Genomic DNA, 14,858 nt, shown 5'->3' on the forward strand with positions numbered 1-14,858 from the left:
GGCGCGGCGCCGCGTTCGATTCGATTAGACGATCCGGGCGCCGCTCGCTCAAGCGATCATTCAGTCGCGTTCGCATGCGCGCGGGGAATGTGATGCGGGGTTCGGACGCGATGCCGGGGGGCGGATGCGTGGCGCCGCTGCGACGCATGCAGCCAGCGTGATGCGTGGCCGATGCAGCGTAGTCGGGGCGTCAGTGCATCGCCCGCGGCTGCGCGCATTCCGTGCGCAACGCCGCGCCGGCATCGGCTCGATGAGGCAACTCGCTCGCGGCTTACCGTTGCGCCACGTCGTACGCGCGCATCGCCGCGTCGCATTCGGCCGCTTCCGCGAGAATCCAGTCGCGCACGTCGGCGACTTCGCGGCGCGGTGCGGGATCGTGCCGGAACAGCCAGTAGCCGTACGTATCCGACAACGCCTGCGAGTGCGGGCCGAGCACCGCGAGCCGGCCGTCCGCGAGCATCGGCGCGACGAGCGCGAGCCGCCCGAGCGCGACGCCCTGGCCGGCGATCGCGGCGTGGATCACCTGGTCGTACTGGTTGAAGCGCAGCACGCCCTTCGGGCGCGCGTCGCCGAGCCCGGCCGCGTGCAGGTGCGCACGCCACTGCAGTTGCGTTTGCGGCGGCCCGTCGAATTCGAGCAGCACGTGGTCGGCGATCGCGGCCGCGTCGGTGATGGGCCGCGTGGCCAGCGTCGGGTGCGCGACCGGTACGACGACCTCGTCGAACAGGTGCAGCGCGCCGGCCGGCGCGCGCTCGCGCGGGCAGTAGCGGATGCCGAGGTCGATGCCTTCCGCGCGCAAATCGAGTACCTTGTCGTTCGCGGCCACGCGCAAGTCGACGTCGGGCAGGCGCGCCTGCAGGCGCCCGAGCCGCGGCAGCAGCCACAGCGCGGTGACGCCGATGCTCGCGGTGATCGTGACGGGCTGGCGCTCGCGCGCGGCGGCGAGCGACGCGACGGTGTCCTGCAGGCTGAGCAGCGCCGCGTCGGCGGCGCGAAACAGCCGCTCGCCTTCCGGCGTGAACGCGATCTTGCGATAGCCGCGCTGCAGCAGCGCGACGCCGAGGTGCGCCTCGAGCGCGTGCACCTGGCGGCTGACCGCCGACTGCGTGACGCACAGGTCCTGCGCGGCGAGCGTGATGCTCATGCGGCGGCCGACGGCGACGAAGCCGCGCACGAGGTCGAGCGACGGGAGACGGACGAGCGGCGTTGACATGCGTAGGGCTCATGCGAACGGAGCAGCAAGATTGGTTGAGAACGCCGGGCGCGTCAAGTTCAATGGAGGCTGGCCGATCGGGCGAGCGCGGCGTGATGCGGTGCCGCACAGGAGACAGGATGACGATTTCGAACGAAGCAGCCGGGGCGGATCAGGCGGCCGTGCGCGCGGCGGGCGCGTTGCCACCGCAGGCCGTGACACTGACCGCGGCCGACGGTTACGTGCTGCGCGGCTACGTGTGGCGGCATCGCGGCGGCGCCGCCGCGCGGCCCGTGACGGTCGTCAATTGCGCGACGTCGGTGCGCTGCGACTATTACTTCCGCTTCGCGGCCTGGCTGTTCGCGCAGGGGCGTGACGTACTCGTCTACGACTATCGCGGGATCGGCGGATCGCGCCCCGCGCGGCTCGCGAAGCTGCGCGCGAACTGGCTCGACTGGGGGCGGCTCGATTGCGAGGCCGCGCTGCAGTACGCGCGCGACGCGTTTCCCGGCCAGCCGCTCGACGTCGTCGCGCACAGCATCGGCGGCTGCGTGCTCGGGCTCGCGGCGTCGAACGCGTACGTGCGTCATGCGGTGACCGTCGGCGCGCAGTATGCGTACTGGCGCGACTATCGGCCGGCAGAGCGGCGGCGCATGTGGTGGAAGTGGCACGTCGCGATGCCGGCGCTCGCGGCCGTGTTCGGCTACGTGCCCGCGAAACGGCTTGGCTGGATGGAGGATACGCCGCGCGGCGTCGCGCTGTCGTGGGTGCGTTCGCAGCCGCGTTTCGAGGATGCCTATACGCACGGCCTGCTCGCCGAAACCGCGGCGAGCCGCGCCGCGCTGCCGGCCCGCTTCGCGCGGCTGCCGGCGCCGATGCTCGCGATCGGCCTCGATGACGACGGGTTCGGCACGGTCGACGCGATCGAGCGACTGGTCGGCTACTACACGGGCAGCGACGTCACGCATCTGCGGATCGCGCCGCGCGACATCGGTGTCGACGCGATCGGCCACTTCGCGTTCTTCCACAGCCGCTTCACCGACACGTTGTGGCCCGTGGCGCTGTACTGGCTGCAACACGGCGTGCTGCCGGCCGACGCACCGGGCCGCGTCCACGCGCGCCATCCGGCGCAGCGTGCGCGGCTGGCGGGAAGCGGCGTGCCGGGCGCCGTCGCGCACGGGTGACCGCGGGGTGCCCGCGCACGCGAGGGCGGCCACGCCGTCGCGTCGATGCGGCGGCCGCGCCTGCCGCCACTGCCGACGATCGCGGCCGCGCCGCGCGATCGATTAACATCGGACGTTTCATTCGACTGGCTGCCCCGTGCCGACGTACATTCCACCCGATTCCGGGATTCCCGCCGACCCGTCCCGCGCGTGGCGCATGCACCTGCTCGACGTGCCGCCTGCCGCGTCGCGGGCCGGCGTGCAGGTCGCGCGCATCGATTTCGACTGGCATGTGCCACTCGCGTCGCCGGCCTATGCGGCACTGAGCGACGCCGAGCGCGCGCGTGCCGGGCGCTACCTGCGGCACGAGGATGCGGTGCGCAGTGCCGCGACGCGCGCCGCGCTGCGCGACGTGCTCGGCGCGGCGCTCGACGTGGCGGCAAAGGACATCGTGATCGTCGTCGACGCATCGGGACGGCCGTCGCTCGACCCCGCGCATCGCGCCTCGCTCGATTTCAACGTGTCGCATGCGGGCGATCACGCGCTGATCGCATGGACAGGGACGGGACGTGTCGGCGTCGATATCGAAAGCTGCAACCGTTCGACCGACTGGCGTGCGCTGACGCGCGAAGTGTGCGCGACCGCCGAGGCCGCGTATCTCGACGGCCTGCCGCTGGCCGCGCGTGCCGACGCGTTCATGCGCGTGTGGTCCGCGAAGGAGGCGTTGCTGAAGGCGCTCGGCACCGGCATCGTCGGCGGGCTGCGCGCGTTCGCGGTCGTGCCGCCGCGCGATGCGGCGACACCCGCGACGACGATCGTCGAGCCGGCCGCGCCCGCGGCCGGCGTGGCCGCGTTCGATGCGGGCTGGCTCGACGCGGCGCCCGGCTACGCGGCGTGCGTCGCGTGGACGCGTTGAACCCGTTTCGGCACGCGACGCTCACCCGAGCGGCACGTCGTTCGGCGTCGCGTAGCGCGCCCTGATCACGTCGCTCATCGGGCAGTCGAACGCGCGCGCTTTCGGCGGCACCGGCTTCATGAACCACGTGTCATCTTCTTCTCCTCGTTCATCTTTCGCAGCAGGCGTTCGGACGTCGTGCCCTGGTTCGTCACGACCGTCTTGCCGGCGAGATCGGGGAAGCCGCCGGTGCCCGGGCTCGTGCGCGTGAGCAGGCTGCGGCCGAGGAGGGCGGTCAACCGGGGCGGGATGGTCATGGCAAGTCTGCGTGGATGGATCGCGAGGAAGCGTCAATCCGTACGTTGCCAACGAAAAATAAACTGCAACGGATGTTAATTGCCGGGGCTGTCGGGCCACTCCGGCGGGCCGCCCCGGATATCAGGGAAACTCCCGAGTCGAAATCGTGAAAAACGGGGTTGTCTAGACAAGTTGCGATGGCTACACTGCAATCCATCACGAACTTGTCTAGACAGGATTGATCACATGATTACGTTGACCCCCGGCCACCTGACCCTCCCGCAACTGCGCAAGATCGCTCGCGAATCCGTGCAGCTCACGCTCGACCCGGCGAGCTTCGCGAAGATCGACGCAGGCGCGAAGGCCGTCGCCGACATCGCGGCAAAGGGTGAGCCGGCATACGGCATCAACACGGGCTTCGGCCGCCTGGCCAGCACGCACATCCCGCACGACCAGCTCGAGCTGCTGCAGAAGAACCTGGTGCTGTCGCACGCGGTCGGCGTGGGCGAGCCGATGGCACGCTCGTCGGTGCGTCTGCTGATGGCGCTGAAGCTGTCGAGCCTCGGCCGCGGCCACTCGGGCATCCGCCGCGAGGTGATGGACGCGCTGATCACGCTGTTCAACGCCGACGTGCTGCCGCTGATCCCGGTGAAGGGCTCGGTCGGCGCATCGGGCGACCTCGCGCCGCTCGCGCACATGTCGGCCGTGCTGCTCGGCGTCGGTGAAGTGTTCATCCGCGGCGAGCGCGCCAGCGCGCTCGACGGTCTGCGCGTCGCGGGCCTCGCGCCGCTCACGCTGCAGGCGAAGGAAGGCCTCGCGCTGCTGAACGGCACGCAAGCCTCGACGGCGCTGGCGCTCGACAACATGTTCGCGATCGAAGACCTGTACCGCACCGCGCTCGTCGCGGGTGCGCTGTCGGTCGACGCGGCGGCCGGCTCGGTGAAGCCGTTCGATGCCCGCATCCACGAACTGCGCGGCCATCAAGGCCAGATCGACGCGGCCGCGTCGTACCGCGACCTGCTCGAAGGTTCGCCGATCAACCAGTCGCACCGCGACTGCGACAAGGTGCAGGATCCGTACAGCCTGCGCTGCCAGCCGCAGGTGATGGGCGCGTGCCTGGACCAGATGCGCCACGCGGCCGACGTGCTGCTGGTCGAAGCGAACGCCGTGTCGGACAACCCGCTGATCTTCCCGGATACCGGCGAAGTGCTGTCGGGCGGCAACTTCCACGCCGAACCCGTCGCATTCGCGGCCGACAACCTGGCGCTCGCCGCATCGGAAATCGGCGCGCTGGCCGAGCGCCGCATCGCACTGCTGATCGACGCGACGCTGTCGGGCCTGCCCCCGTTCCTCGTGAAGGACGGCGGCGTGAACTCGGGCTTCATGATCGCCCACGTGACGGCAGCCGCCCTGGCATCGGAAAACAAGACGCTCGCGCACCCGGCGTCGGTCGACTCGCTGCCGACCTCGGCGAACCAGGAAGACCACGTGTCGATGGCGACGTTCGCCGCGCGCAAGCTCGCCGACATCGCGGAAAACACGAAGCACATCCTCGCGATCGAACTGCTGGCCGCCGCTCAAGGCGTCGACCTGCGCGCGCCGTACCACACGAGCCCGAAGCTCGCGCCCGTGATGGAAACGATCCGCGGCAAGGTTGCGCACTACGAGCTCGACCACTACTTCGCACCGGACATCGCAGCGGTCGCGAAGCTCGTCGACGAGCGCGCATTCGCGAAGATCGCGCCGTTCTCGTTCGCATCGGAACAGTAAGCCCATGAGCGCGCCGGTCTACCAGGAGATCAAGGATTTCATCCTGGGCCGCATTCACGCCGGCGAGTGGGCGGAGGGCGACCAGGTGCCCTCCGAGAACGAACTGGCCCGCGAGTTCAAGGTCGCGCGCATGACCGTCAACCGCGCGTTGCGCGAGTTGACGGCCGAGCAGGTGCTCACGCGCATGAAGGGCGCCGGCACCTACGTCGCGCGGCCGAAGTACGAGTCGACGCTCGTCGCGATTCGCAGCATCTCGGAGGAGGTCGACGCGCGCGGGCATGCGTACCGCGCCAGCGTGCTCGGCCTCGAGACGATCCGCGCCGACGAGGCGCTCGCCGACGAGATGCAGATGACCGTGCGCGCGAAGCTGTTTTATTCGCAGGTGTTGCACTTCGAGAATGACGAACCCGTCCAGCTCGAAGAACGGTGGGTGAATCCGGCGGTCGCGCCGGATTATGCCGAGCAGGATTTCACGAACACGACGCCGAACCTGTACCTGATGCGCGCAGCCCCGCTGCAGCGCGTCGAGTACCGGATCGAAGCGGCGGCCCCGGCGCCCGAGCGGCGCGAGCAGCTGCGAATGGACGACGTCGAGCCGTGTCTCGTTTTACATAGGCGCACCTGGTCGCAGGGCGTCGTCGCCTCGGTGGCGAATCTGTGGCACCCCGGCAGCCGTTATCGCTTCACCGGGCATTTCTGATTCCTATTTGATATTCACTTTCCCTCGGGAGCAGTCGTCATGAACCATCCGAAACACATCGATCCCCGTCTCGATCCGACGCGTACGATCCGCGCGCCGCGCGGCAGCGAGAAGGTCTGCAAGACCTGGCTGGCCGAAGCTGCCTACCGGATGATCCAGAACAACCTGGATCCGGAAGTCGCCGAGCATCCGCACGCGCTCGTCGTGTACGGCGGCATCGGCCGCGCGGCGCGCAACTGGGAATGCTTCGACCAGATCCTCGCGTCGCTGAAGGATCTCGGCGAAGACGAGACGCTGCTCGTGCAATCGGGCAAGCCGGTCGGCGTGTTCCGCACGCACAAGGATGCGCCGCGCGTGCTGCTCGCGAACTCGAACCTGGTGCCGCACTGGGCGACTTGGGAGCACTTCAACGAGCTCGACCGCAAGGGCCTGATGATGTACGGCCAGATGACGGCCGGCAGCTGGATCTATATCGGCAGCCAGGGCATCGTGCAGGGCACCTATGAAACGTTCTTCTCGGTCGCGAACCAGCATTTCAACGGCGACCCGTCGGGCCGCTGGATCCTGACGGGCGGTCTCGGCGGCATGGGCGGCGCGCAGCCGCTGGCGGCGACGATGGCCGGCTTCTCGATGATCGCGGTCGAGTGCGACGAGACGCGCATCGACTTCCGCCTGAAGACGCGCTACGTCGACAAGAAGGCGACGACGCTCGACGAGGCGCTCGGCATGATCGAGGAAGCGAAGCGCACCGGCAAGCCGGTGTCGATCGGCCTGCTCGGCAACGCGGCCGACGTGTTCACGGAGTGCGTCGAGCGCGGCATCACGCCGGACTGCGTGACCGACCAGACGAGCGCGCACGACCCGATCAACGGCTACCTGCCGCAAGGCTGGAGCGTCGCGCAATGGCGCGAGACGCAGAAGGTCGATCCGGAAGGCATCGTGCATCCGGCGAAGCAGTCGATGGCAGTGCAGGTGCGCGCGATGCTGACGCTGCAGGAGCGCGGCGCGGCCACGCTCGACTACGGCAACAACATCCGCCAGATGGCGCTGGAAATGGGTGTCGAGAACGCGTTCGACTTCCCGGGCTTCGTGCCGGCCTATATCCGCCCGCTGTTCTGCGAAGGCAAGGGCCCGTTCCGCTGGGTCGCGCTGTCGGGCGATCCGGAAGACATCTACAAGACCGACCAGAAGGTGAAGGAGCTGATCCCCGACGATCCGCACCTGCACAACTGGCTCGACATGGCACGTGAGCGCATCGCGTTCCAGGGCCTGCCCGCACGGATCTGCTGGGTCGGCGTGAAGGATCGCTATCGCCTCGGCCAGGCGTTCAACGAGATGGTGAAGAACGGCGAACTGAAGGCCCCGATCGTGATCGGCCGCGACCACCTCGACACCGGTTCGGTCGCGAGCCCGAACCGCGAGACGGAATCGATGAAGGACGGCTCGGACGCCGTGAGCGACTGGCCGCTGCTGAACGCACTGCTGAACACCGCGGGCGGCGCATCGTGGGTGTCGCTGCATCACGGCGGCGGCGTCGGGATGGGCTTCTCGCAGCACTCGGGCGTCGTGATCGTCGCCGACGGCACGGCTGACGCGCACGAGCGTCTCGGTCGCGTGCTGCTGAACGATCCGGCGACGGGCGTGATGCGTCATGCGGATGCCGGCTACGAACTCGCGCAGCAGACGGCCCGCGAAGCCGGCCTGAAGCTGCCGATGCTCGGCCGCTGAGCATGACGGCGCTCGCCCAGGCGCCGGTGCACGCAACGATGATCCGCGCGGCGGATCTCGTTGCGTCGCCGTGGAAGAACGGCGGCGGCGTGACGCGCGAAATCGGCGCGTTCCCGCCGGGCGCCGCGCTCGACGCGTTCGCCTGGCGCGTGAGCGTCGCGGACGTCGGCGCGGCCGGGCCGTTCTCGCGTTTCGACGGCATCGACCGCACGCTCGTGTTGCTGTCCGGGGCGGGCATGACGCTCGCGGAAGCGGGCGGCGCACGTCACGTGCTCGACGCGCCGCTCGCCCGCGCGGATTTTGCCGGCGAAACGGCGATCGACGCGACGCTGCACGACGGCGCGACGCGCGACTTCAACCTGATGACGCGCCGTTCGGCCGCGCGCGGGACGGTCGACGTGTGGCCCGAAGGCACGCACCGCGTCGAGCGCGCCGATACCGTGCTGCTGTTCTGCGCGACCGGCGCGGTCGGCATCGAGATCGACGGCGCGCACTACGCACTGCAGGAAATGGACACGCTGCGGCTCGACGGGCCGCAGCGTGCGTTTGACGTCGTCGTGAGCGGAGGCGGCGCGCTGCTCGCCGTGTCGCTCGCCGTCGGCGAACGAGACTGAACGCATGAAACCGATTGTCTGGCATCACCTGAGGCTGTGTCCGCACGGCCATCCCGACGAAACGATCGACGACGCGGCGATCGCCGTCGACGAAACCGGCACGATCGTGTGGCTCGGCGCGTTTTCCGCGTTGCCGCACGGTTATGCGCACTGGCAGCGGGAAGACCTGCACGGCGCGTGGGTGACGCCGGGCCTCGTCGACTGCCATACGCACCTCGTGTACGGCGGCACGCGCGCCGACGAGTTCGCGCAGCGCCTCGCCGGCGTCAGCTACGAGGAGATCGCGCAGCAGGGTGGCGGGATCGTGTCGACGGTGCGCGCGACGCGCGCGGCCGACGAGACGACGCTGTTCGTGCAGGCGGCCGCACGCCTGCAGCCGCTGCTCGCCGAAGGCGTGACCGCGATCGAGATCAAGTCGGGCTACGGGCTCGACCTCGCGAGCGAGCGCAAGATGCTGCGCGTCGCGCGCCAGCTCGGCGAGCGCTTTCCGGTCACGGTCTACACCACGTTCCTCGGCGCGCACGCGCTGCCGCCGGAATACGCGGGCCGCCCGGATGAATACATCGACGAAGTGTGTGGACGGATGCTGCCGGCACTCGCCGACGAAGGCCTCGTCGACGCCGTCGACGTGTTCTGCGAGCGCATCGGCTTCTCGCTCGCGCAGACCGAGCGCGTGTTCGAGGCCGCGACGCGGCGCGGCCTGCCGGTGAAGCTGCACGCGGAGCAGTTGTCGAACGCGGGTGGTACCGCGCTCGCCGCGCGTTATCGCGCGCTGTCCGCCGATCACCTCGAATTTCTCGACGAAGCCGGCATCGAGGCAATGAAGGCGGCCGGCACGGTCGCCGTGCTGTTGCCTGGCGCGTATTACTTCATTCGCGAAACGCAATTGCCGCCGATCGCGCTGCTGCGCAAGCACGGCGTGCCGATCGCGCTCGCGACCGATCACAACCCCGGCACGTCGCCGCTCGAATCGTTGCTGCTGACGATGAACATGGGCTGCACGCTGTTCCGCATGACGGTGCCCGAGGTGCTGCAGGGCGTCACGCGCCATGCGGCCGCGGCACTCGGCCGCGCGGATCGTCACGGCGCGCTCGAGATCGGTCGCCAGGCCGATTTCGCGGCCTGGTCGGTCGGCTCGCTGTCGGAGCTCGCGTACTGGATCGGCCGGCCGCTGTGCGAGCAGGTCGTGCGCGGCGGTACGACCGTGTTTCGCCGGATGAACGGCTAGCCTTGCAACAGACGAGACTCACGATGACCGAAATGACGCTGTTCGCGGACCATGCCTGGCTGCCCGATGGCTGGCGCCGCAACGTGCTGCTGCGCTGGGACGCGGCCGGCACGCTGACCGACGTGACGCCCGATGCCGACGCGCCGGCCGGCGTCGCCCGCGCGGCAGGGCCCGTGCTGCCCGGCATGCCGAACCTGCATTCGCACGCGTTCCAGCGCGCGATGGCGGGGCTCACCGAATATCGCGCGAATCCCGCCGACAGCTTCTGGAGCTGGCGCGACCTGATGTACCGCTTCGCGCTGAAGATCACGCCCGACGCGCTCGCGGCGATCGCGCGCTGGCTGTACGTCGAGATGCTGAAGTGCGGCTATACGTCGGTGTGCGAATTCCATTACGTGCATCACGCGCAGGACGGCTCGCGCTATCCGCAGATCGCGGAACTCGGCACGCGCGTGATCGACGCGGCCCGCTCGGCCGGCATCGGCATCACGATGCTGCCCGTGTCGTACCAGTTCGCCGGGTTCGGCAACAAGCCGGCGCGCGACGACCAGCGCCGCTTCATCAACACGCCGGACGGGCTGCTCGAACTGCTCGACGCGATGCGCCGCGTCGCGCCCGAGCACGGCGGACTGCGCTACGGCGTCGCGCCGCACTCGCTGCGCGCGGTGTCCGAGAGCGGATTGCGCGTGCTGCTCGACGGCCTGCCCGACGATGCGCCCGTGCATATCCATATCGCCGAACAGACGGCCGAAGTCGACGATTGCGTGCGCGCTTACGGCGCGCGTCCCGTGCAATGGCTGCTCGATCGCTTCGATGTCGATGCGCGCTGGTGCCTCGTGCACGCGACGCACGTCGATGCGGCCGAAACGGCCGCGCTCGCGAAGCGTCGCGCGGTGGCCGGCCTGTGCCTGACCACCGAGGCGAACCTTGGCGACGGCGTGTTCCCGGCCGTCGACTATCTCGCGCAGGGCGGCGTGATCGGCGTCGGCTCGGACAGCCATGCGTCGGTCGACTGGCGCTCGGAACTGCGCCTGCTCGAATACGGGCAGCGGCTCGTGCATCGCGCGCGCAACGTGCTCGCGAGCGACACGCAGGCGCATGTCGCCGACCGGCTGTTCGACGCGTCGCTCGCAGGCGGCGCGCAGGCCAGCGGGCGGCGCATCGGCGCGCTGCGTGAAGGCTGCCGCGCCGACTGGCTCGTGCTCGATCCCGATCATCCGGCGATCGCCGAACACGGCAGCGCGTCGTGGCTGTCGGGCGCGGTGTTCGCCGAGCACGGCGAGACGCCCGTGCTCGACGTCTACACCGGCGGTGAACGCGTCGTAAGTGGCCGCCGCCATCGCGACGAAGCCGTCGCGTATGCCGACTACCGCGCCGCGCTGGCGCAACTGCTGCGCTGAACGCCCGGCACCCGGCGCGCGCCGCGAGCGTGCGCCGGCAGACTCTTACGGTGATGCGACATGACTGAACAACCGGCTGTTATCACGCTGAAGCAGGGCACGCTGCCGCTGCTGATCTCGATTCCGCACGCAGGCACCCACATTCCCGACGACATCGCCGCGACAATGACGCCCGACGCGCGCTTCGTCGACGATTGCGACTGGCACCTCGAGCGGCTGTACGGGTTCGCCGCGACGCTCGGCGCGTCGATCCTCGTGCCGTCGCACGCGCGTTACGTCGTCGACCTGAACCGTCCGCCCGACAACGAGAACCTGTACCCGGGGCAGGACACGACCGGGCTCGTGCCGGTCGACACGTTCGACAAGGCGCCGCTGTATCCGGCGAACGCGCTGCCCGGCAACGACGAGATCATGCGCCGTCGCGACCGCTACTGGCGCCCGTATCACGACGCACTGCAAGGCGAGATCGCGCGCCTGAAGCGCGAGCACGGCCGCGTGCTCGTGTGGGAAGCGCATTCGATCCGCTCGCATGTGCCGCGCTTCTTCGAAGGCCGCTTGCCTGACTTCAACTTCGGCACGTCGAGCGGCGCGAGCGCCGCGCCCGGCCTCGCCGAGGCGCTGGCGGCATGCGTGAGCGCACACGGCGGCTATACGGCCGTCGCGAACGGGCGTTTCAAGGGCGGCTACATCACGCGTCACTACGGCGTGCCCGCCACCGGCGTCGAAGCCGTGCAGCTCGAGCTGTCGCAGATCACCTACATGGAGGAGACGCGTCCGTATGCGTACGACGAAGCGCGCGCCGCGCGGATCGTGCCGCTGCTGCAGACGCTCGTCGAAACCGCGCTCGCGCATCGCTGAGCCGCCGATCCGCGTTGCGTGCGGCGACGCGGCGCCACCTCGCGCCGCGGCCTGCCAGCGAACACCGCACGCGCCGACGCAGCGCACAAAACGGCATCGACCGGCCGGGTCGATGCCGTTTTTTTCGTCTGATCGATGTCGGGATCGATACCTGAAAATTTGACGCAATTTTTAGGTGATATAAGCTGAATGTCAGGAAGTCGTCACGCGCGCCGGCCGCGACCGCGTCGATCAGCGCCGCACCGCGCCGGAATCCGCTGCGAAACACTTGCCGACGTGTCGCCGCGCGGCATTGCCGCCTCCGCTTCATCGCGACACGTGTCCTGTCTTCATCAGTCAGTCGAGTACGATCGTGAAAGCCGCCAGCCCTTCGATATGCCGGACCCGAAGTCCGTCGGCGGGCGCGTCGCCTCAGGCCGGGCCGATCCGGCATGCTGATCGCGGCACGCGCACCGCCCTCATACGCGAGCCTCGTCTCTTCGCTGTGTCCCATTGCAGCCTGCGCCGCTTCAATCTCGTGACCGCGCACGTATTCAGCGCGGTGCAGTGCGACGGCAGCGCTTCATTGTTGCCCTAGCGTCCGTTTCTGCCTTCGCATCGGGTCGCACCGTCCGTTGCCGCGCCGTTCGCGCGGCAGGATCGCGCCTGGGCGCGTGCGGCGCGACCGCGCGTTGCCATCGTCTCGCGCCCATGCACGCGTCGCACCTTCATCGTGGAGGCGATCATGCGACCGCGCCCGCTCGTAGCCGTCACCGCCGACCGCGTGATGCGCGGCGCCCATCCGAACCATACGGCCGGCGAGAAGTATCTCGTCGCGCTGGTCGACGGTGCCGGCGCGCTCGCCTTCGTGCTGCCCGCGCTCGGCACGCGCCAGCCGGTCGACGCGATCGTCGCGTCCATCGACGGGCTGCTGCTGACCGGCAGCTATTCGAACGTCGAGCCGCATCACTACGGTGGCCCGGCGAGCCCGCCGGACACGCTGCACGATCCCTCGCGCGATGCGACCGCGCTGCCGCTGATCCGCGCGGCGATCGACGCGGGCGTGCCCGTGCTCGCGATCTGCCGCGGCATGCAGGAGCTGAACGTCGCGTATGGCGGCACGCTGCATCAGCGGCTGCATGCGAGCGCGGGCTTCCACGATCATCGCGAGCGCGACGGCGATCCGCTCGAACGGCAGTACGGCCCCGCGCACCGCGTGCAGCTCGCGCCGGGCGGCCTGTTGCAACGGGTCGCGCGCGGCGCGCACGACGCGATGGTCAATTCGCTGCACGACCAGGGCATCGCGCGGCTCGGTGCGGGGCTCGCGGTTGAAGCGAGCGCGCCCGACGGGCTGATCGAGGCCGTCAGCGTGCGCGGCGCGCGCGCGTTCGCGCTCGGCGTGCAGTGGCATCCCGAATGGCGCTTCGCGGAACAGCCGCTGTCGCGCGACATCTTCGCGGCATTCGGCGCGGCGTGCCGCGCGCACATGACACACCGCATGCATGCGGCCGGCGGCACCATGCCGTCGCCGGCCGCATCCGACATCGACTGAACGAGGCCGATCATGCAACCCGAACTGAGCGAATTCCTGCGTCAGCACCGCATCACCGAAGTCGAGGCGATCATTCCCGACATGGCCGGCATCGCGCGCGGCAAGATCATTCCGCGCAACAAGTTCGAGTCCGGCGAATCGATGCGCCTGCCGCAGGCGGTGATGGTGCAGACCGTCACGGGCGATTATCCGGAAGACGGGTCGCTGACCGGCGTGACCGATCCCGACATGGTGTGCGTACCCGATCCGTCGACCATCTGCCTGATTCCGTGGGCCGTCGATCCGACCGCGCAGGTGATTCACGACTGCGTGCATTTCGACGGCTCGCCGGTCGAGATCTCGCCGCGCTACGTGCTGCGCCGCGTGCTCGACCTGTACAAGGCGAAGGGCTGGAAGCCCGTCGTCGCGCCCGAACTGGAGTTCTATCTGGTCGACATGAACGCCGACCCGGACCTGCCGTTGCGGCCGCCGGTCGGGCGCACGGGCCGCGCGGAGACGGGCCGTCAGTCGTATTCGATCGAGGCGGTCAACGAGTTCGATCCGCTGTTCGAGGACATCTACGAATACTGCGAGATGCAGGGCCTCGACATCGAGACGCTGATCCACGAGGTCGGCGCCGCGCAGATGGAGATCAACTTCGTGCACGGCGACGCGCTGTCGCTTGCCGACCAGGTGTTCCTGTTCAAGCGCACGGTGCGCGAGGCGGCGTTGCGCCACAACATGTACGCGACGTTCATGGCCAAGCCGATGGAGGGCGAGCCGGGCTCCGCGATGCATATCCACCAGAGCCTTGCCGATGCGCGCACCGGCCACAACCTGTTCGCCGACGAGGGCGGCGTCGTATCGCCGATGTTCCACAGCTATCTCGCGGGGCTGCAGAAATACACGCCCGCGCTGATGCCGATCTTCGCGCCGTACATCAACTCGTACCGCCGGCTGTCGCGCTTCATGGCCGCGCCGATCAACGTGCAGTGGGGCTACGACAATCGCACGGTCGGCTTCCGCATCCCGCAGTCGACGCCGGTCGCGCGGCGCATCGAAAACCGGATTCCGGGCGTCGACTGCAACCCGTACCTCGCATTCGCGGCGACGCTCGCGGCCGGGTATCTCGGTCTCACGCAGCAGCTCGCGCCGACCGAACCGATCGCGTCCGACGGCTACGACCTGCCGTACCAGCTGCCCCGCAATCTCGAGGAGGGCATCTCGCTGATGGCCGCGTGCACGCCGCTTGCCGACATTCTCGGCAACAAGTTCGTGAAGGCGTACCTGGCGCTGAAGGAAACCGAATACGAAGCGTTCTTCCGCGTGATCAGTTCGTGGGAACGCCGTCATCTGCTGCTGCACGTGTGAGCGTGCGGCATCGACCAGCGGAGGCAACATGACAGAACGAAGCGAAGCCGTCGCCGCACGCTCGACCGCCGAATACCGCGCGCTCGACGCCGCGCACCACATCCACCCGTTCTCGGACATGGGCGCGCTCAA

The 14,858-nt window shown here is 69.2% G+C and carries 12 protein-coding genes and 1 pseudogene; 11 read left to right on the forward strand and 2 right to left on the reverse strand.

Features of this window, described 5'->3' with window-relative positions; all coding sequences use genetic code 11:
* Nucleotides 1-271: 271 nt before the first annotated feature.
* Entirely contained in the window at nucleotides 272-1,213 is a 942-nt protein-coding gene (locus DIE11_RS34365; protein WP_124629724.1) for a LysR substrate-binding domain-containing protein, read from the reverse strand.
* Between the two features lie 119 nt (nucleotides 1,214-1,332).
* On the opposite strand from DIE11_RS34365, the gene DIE11_RS34370 reads away from it, so the two are divergent.
* On the forward strand, nucleotides 1,333-2,376 hold the full coding sequence (locus DIE11_RS34370; RefSeq protein WP_124629725.1) for an alpha/beta fold hydrolase: 1,044 nt from the start codon (nucleotides 1,333-1,335) through the stop codon (nucleotides 2,374-2,376).
* A gap of 196 nt (nucleotides 2,377-2,572) precedes the next feature.
* On the forward strand, nucleotides 2,573-3,271 hold the full coding sequence (locus DIE11_RS34375; protein WP_124629734.1) for a 4'-phosphopantetheinyl transferase superfamily protein: 699 nt from the start codon (nucleotides 2,573-2,575) through the stop codon (nucleotides 3,269-3,271).
* 21 nt (nucleotides 3,272-3,292) lie between these two features.
* Here the strand turns inward: DIE11_RS34375 and DIE11_RS34380 are convergent.
* Nucleotides 3,293-3,525 (reverse strand): annotated as a pseudogene (locus tag DIE11_RS34380) (hypothetical protein); the annotation flags it as partial.
* Between the two features lie 268 nt (nucleotides 3,526-3,793).
* On the opposite strand from DIE11_RS34380, the gene hutH reads away from it, so the two are divergent.
* From hutH to DIE11_RS34430, 9 genes are all read left to right on the forward strand, one after another.
* Nucleotides 3,794-5,317 carry a histidine ammonia-lyase gene (gene hutH, locus DIE11_RS34385; RefSeq protein WP_059599059.1) on the forward strand — a complete coding sequence of 508 codons (1,524 nt, stop codon included), beginning with the start codon at nucleotides 3,794-3,796 and terminating at the stop codon, nucleotides 5,315-5,317.
* A 4-nt stretch (nucleotides 5,318-5,321) separates the two neighbouring features.
* Nucleotides 5,322-6,017, forward strand: coding sequence for a histidine utilization repressor (gene hutC, locus DIE11_RS34390; protein WP_059599060.1), 696 nt, complete (start codon nucleotides 5,322-5,324; stop codon nucleotides 6,015-6,017).
* Nucleotides 6,018-6,056: 39 nt separating this feature from the next.
* Complete coding sequence (hutU, locus tag DIE11_RS34395; protein ID WP_059599061.1) at nucleotides 6,057-7,745, forward strand: urocanate hydratase; 1,689 nt, start codon at nucleotides 6,057-6,059, stop codon at nucleotides 7,743-7,745.
* Nucleotides 7,746-7,747: 2 nt separating this feature from the next.
* Nucleotides 7,748-8,359: a HutD family protein gene (locus DIE11_RS34400; RefSeq protein WP_124629726.1), complete on the forward strand. Its 612-nt coding sequence runs from the start codon at nucleotides 7,748-7,750 to the stop codon at nucleotides 8,357-8,359.
* A gap of 4 nt (nucleotides 8,360-8,363) precedes the next feature.
* Nucleotides 8,364-9,587, forward strand: a complete 1,224-nt coding sequence (gene hutI, locus DIE11_RS34405) for an imidazolonepropionase (protein ID WP_124629727.1) — start codon at nucleotides 8,364-8,366, stop codon at nucleotides 9,585-9,587.
* 23 nt (nucleotides 9,588-9,610) lie between these two features.
* Nucleotides 9,611-10,987, forward strand: a complete 1,377-nt coding sequence (locus tag DIE11_RS34410) for a formimidoylglutamate deiminase (protein WP_124629728.1) — start codon at nucleotides 9,611-9,613, stop codon at nucleotides 10,985-10,987.
* Between the two features lie 60 nt (nucleotides 10,988-11,047).
* Nucleotides 11,048-11,845, forward strand: a complete 798-nt coding sequence (gene hutG, locus DIE11_RS34415) for an N-formylglutamate deformylase (protein ID WP_124629729.1) — start codon at nucleotides 11,048-11,050, stop codon at nucleotides 11,843-11,845.
* A 724-nt stretch (nucleotides 11,846-12,569) separates the two neighbouring features.
* On the forward strand, nucleotides 12,570-13,376 hold the full coding sequence (locus tag DIE11_RS34425) for a gamma-glutamyl-gamma-aminobutyrate hydrolase family protein (protein ID WP_124629731.1): 807 nt from the start codon (nucleotides 12,570-12,572) through the stop codon (nucleotides 13,374-13,376).
* 12 nt (nucleotides 13,377-13,388) lie between these two features.
* Nucleotides 13,389-14,726 carry a glutamine synthetase family protein gene (locus DIE11_RS34430; protein ID WP_059599064.1) on the forward strand — a complete coding sequence of 446 codons (1,338 nt, stop codon included), beginning with the start codon at nucleotides 13,389-13,391 and terminating at the stop codon, nucleotides 14,724-14,726.
* Nucleotides 14,727-14,858: the final 132 nt, after the last annotated feature.

Origin of the sequence: Burkholderia sp. Bp9012, assembly GCF_003853825.1 — a bacterium.
Classification (GTDB): Bacteria; Pseudomonadota; Gammaproteobacteria; order Burkholderiales; family Burkholderiaceae; genus Burkholderia; species Burkholderia diffusa.

Excerpts from the sequence above, each read along its gene's own strand:
- DIE11_RS34365 (WP_124629724.1), bottom strand. The coding sequence starts at position 1,213 with ATGTCAACGCCGCTCGTCCGTCTCCCGTCGCTCGACCTCGTGCGCGGC.
- DIE11_RS34370 (WP_124629725.1), top strand. The coding sequence starts at position 1,333 with ATGACGATTTCGAACGAAGCAGCCGGGGCGGATCAGGCGGCCGTGCGC.
- DIE11_RS34375 (WP_124629734.1), top strand. The coding sequence starts at position 2,573 with ATGCACCTGCTCGACGTGCCGCCTGCCGCGTCGCGGGCCGGCGTGCAG.
- hutH (WP_059599059.1), top strand. The coding sequence starts at position 3,794 with ATGATTACGTTGACCCCCGGCCACCTGACCCTCCCGCAACTGCGCAAG.
- hutC (WP_059599060.1), top strand. The coding sequence starts at position 5,322 with ATGAGCGCGCCGGTCTACCAGGAGATCAAGGATTTCATCCTGGGCCGC.
- hutU (WP_059599061.1), top strand. The coding sequence starts at position 6,057 with ATGAACCATCCGAAACACATCGATCCCCGTCTCGATCCGACGCGTACG.
- DIE11_RS34400 (WP_124629726.1), top strand. The coding sequence starts at position 7,748 with ATGACGGCGCTCGCCCAGGCGCCGGTGCACGCAACGATGATCCGCGCG.
- hutI (WP_124629727.1), top strand. The coding sequence starts at position 8,364 with ATGAAACCGATTGTCTGGCATCACCTGAGGCTGTGTCCGCACGGCCAT.
- DIE11_RS34410 (WP_124629728.1), top strand. The coding sequence starts at position 9,611 with ATGACCGAAATGACGCTGTTCGCGGACCATGCCTGGCTGCCCGATGGC.
- hutG (WP_124629729.1), top strand. The coding sequence starts at position 11,048 with ATGACTGAACAACCGGCTGTTATCACGCTGAAGCAGGGCACGCTGCCG.
- DIE11_RS34425 (WP_124629731.1), top strand. The coding sequence starts at position 12,570 with ATGCGACCGCGCCCGCTCGTAGCCGTCACCGCCGACCGCGTGATGCGC.
- DIE11_RS34430 (WP_059599064.1), top strand. The coding sequence starts at position 13,389 with ATGCAACCCGAACTGAGCGAATTCCTGCGTCAGCACCGCATCACCGAA.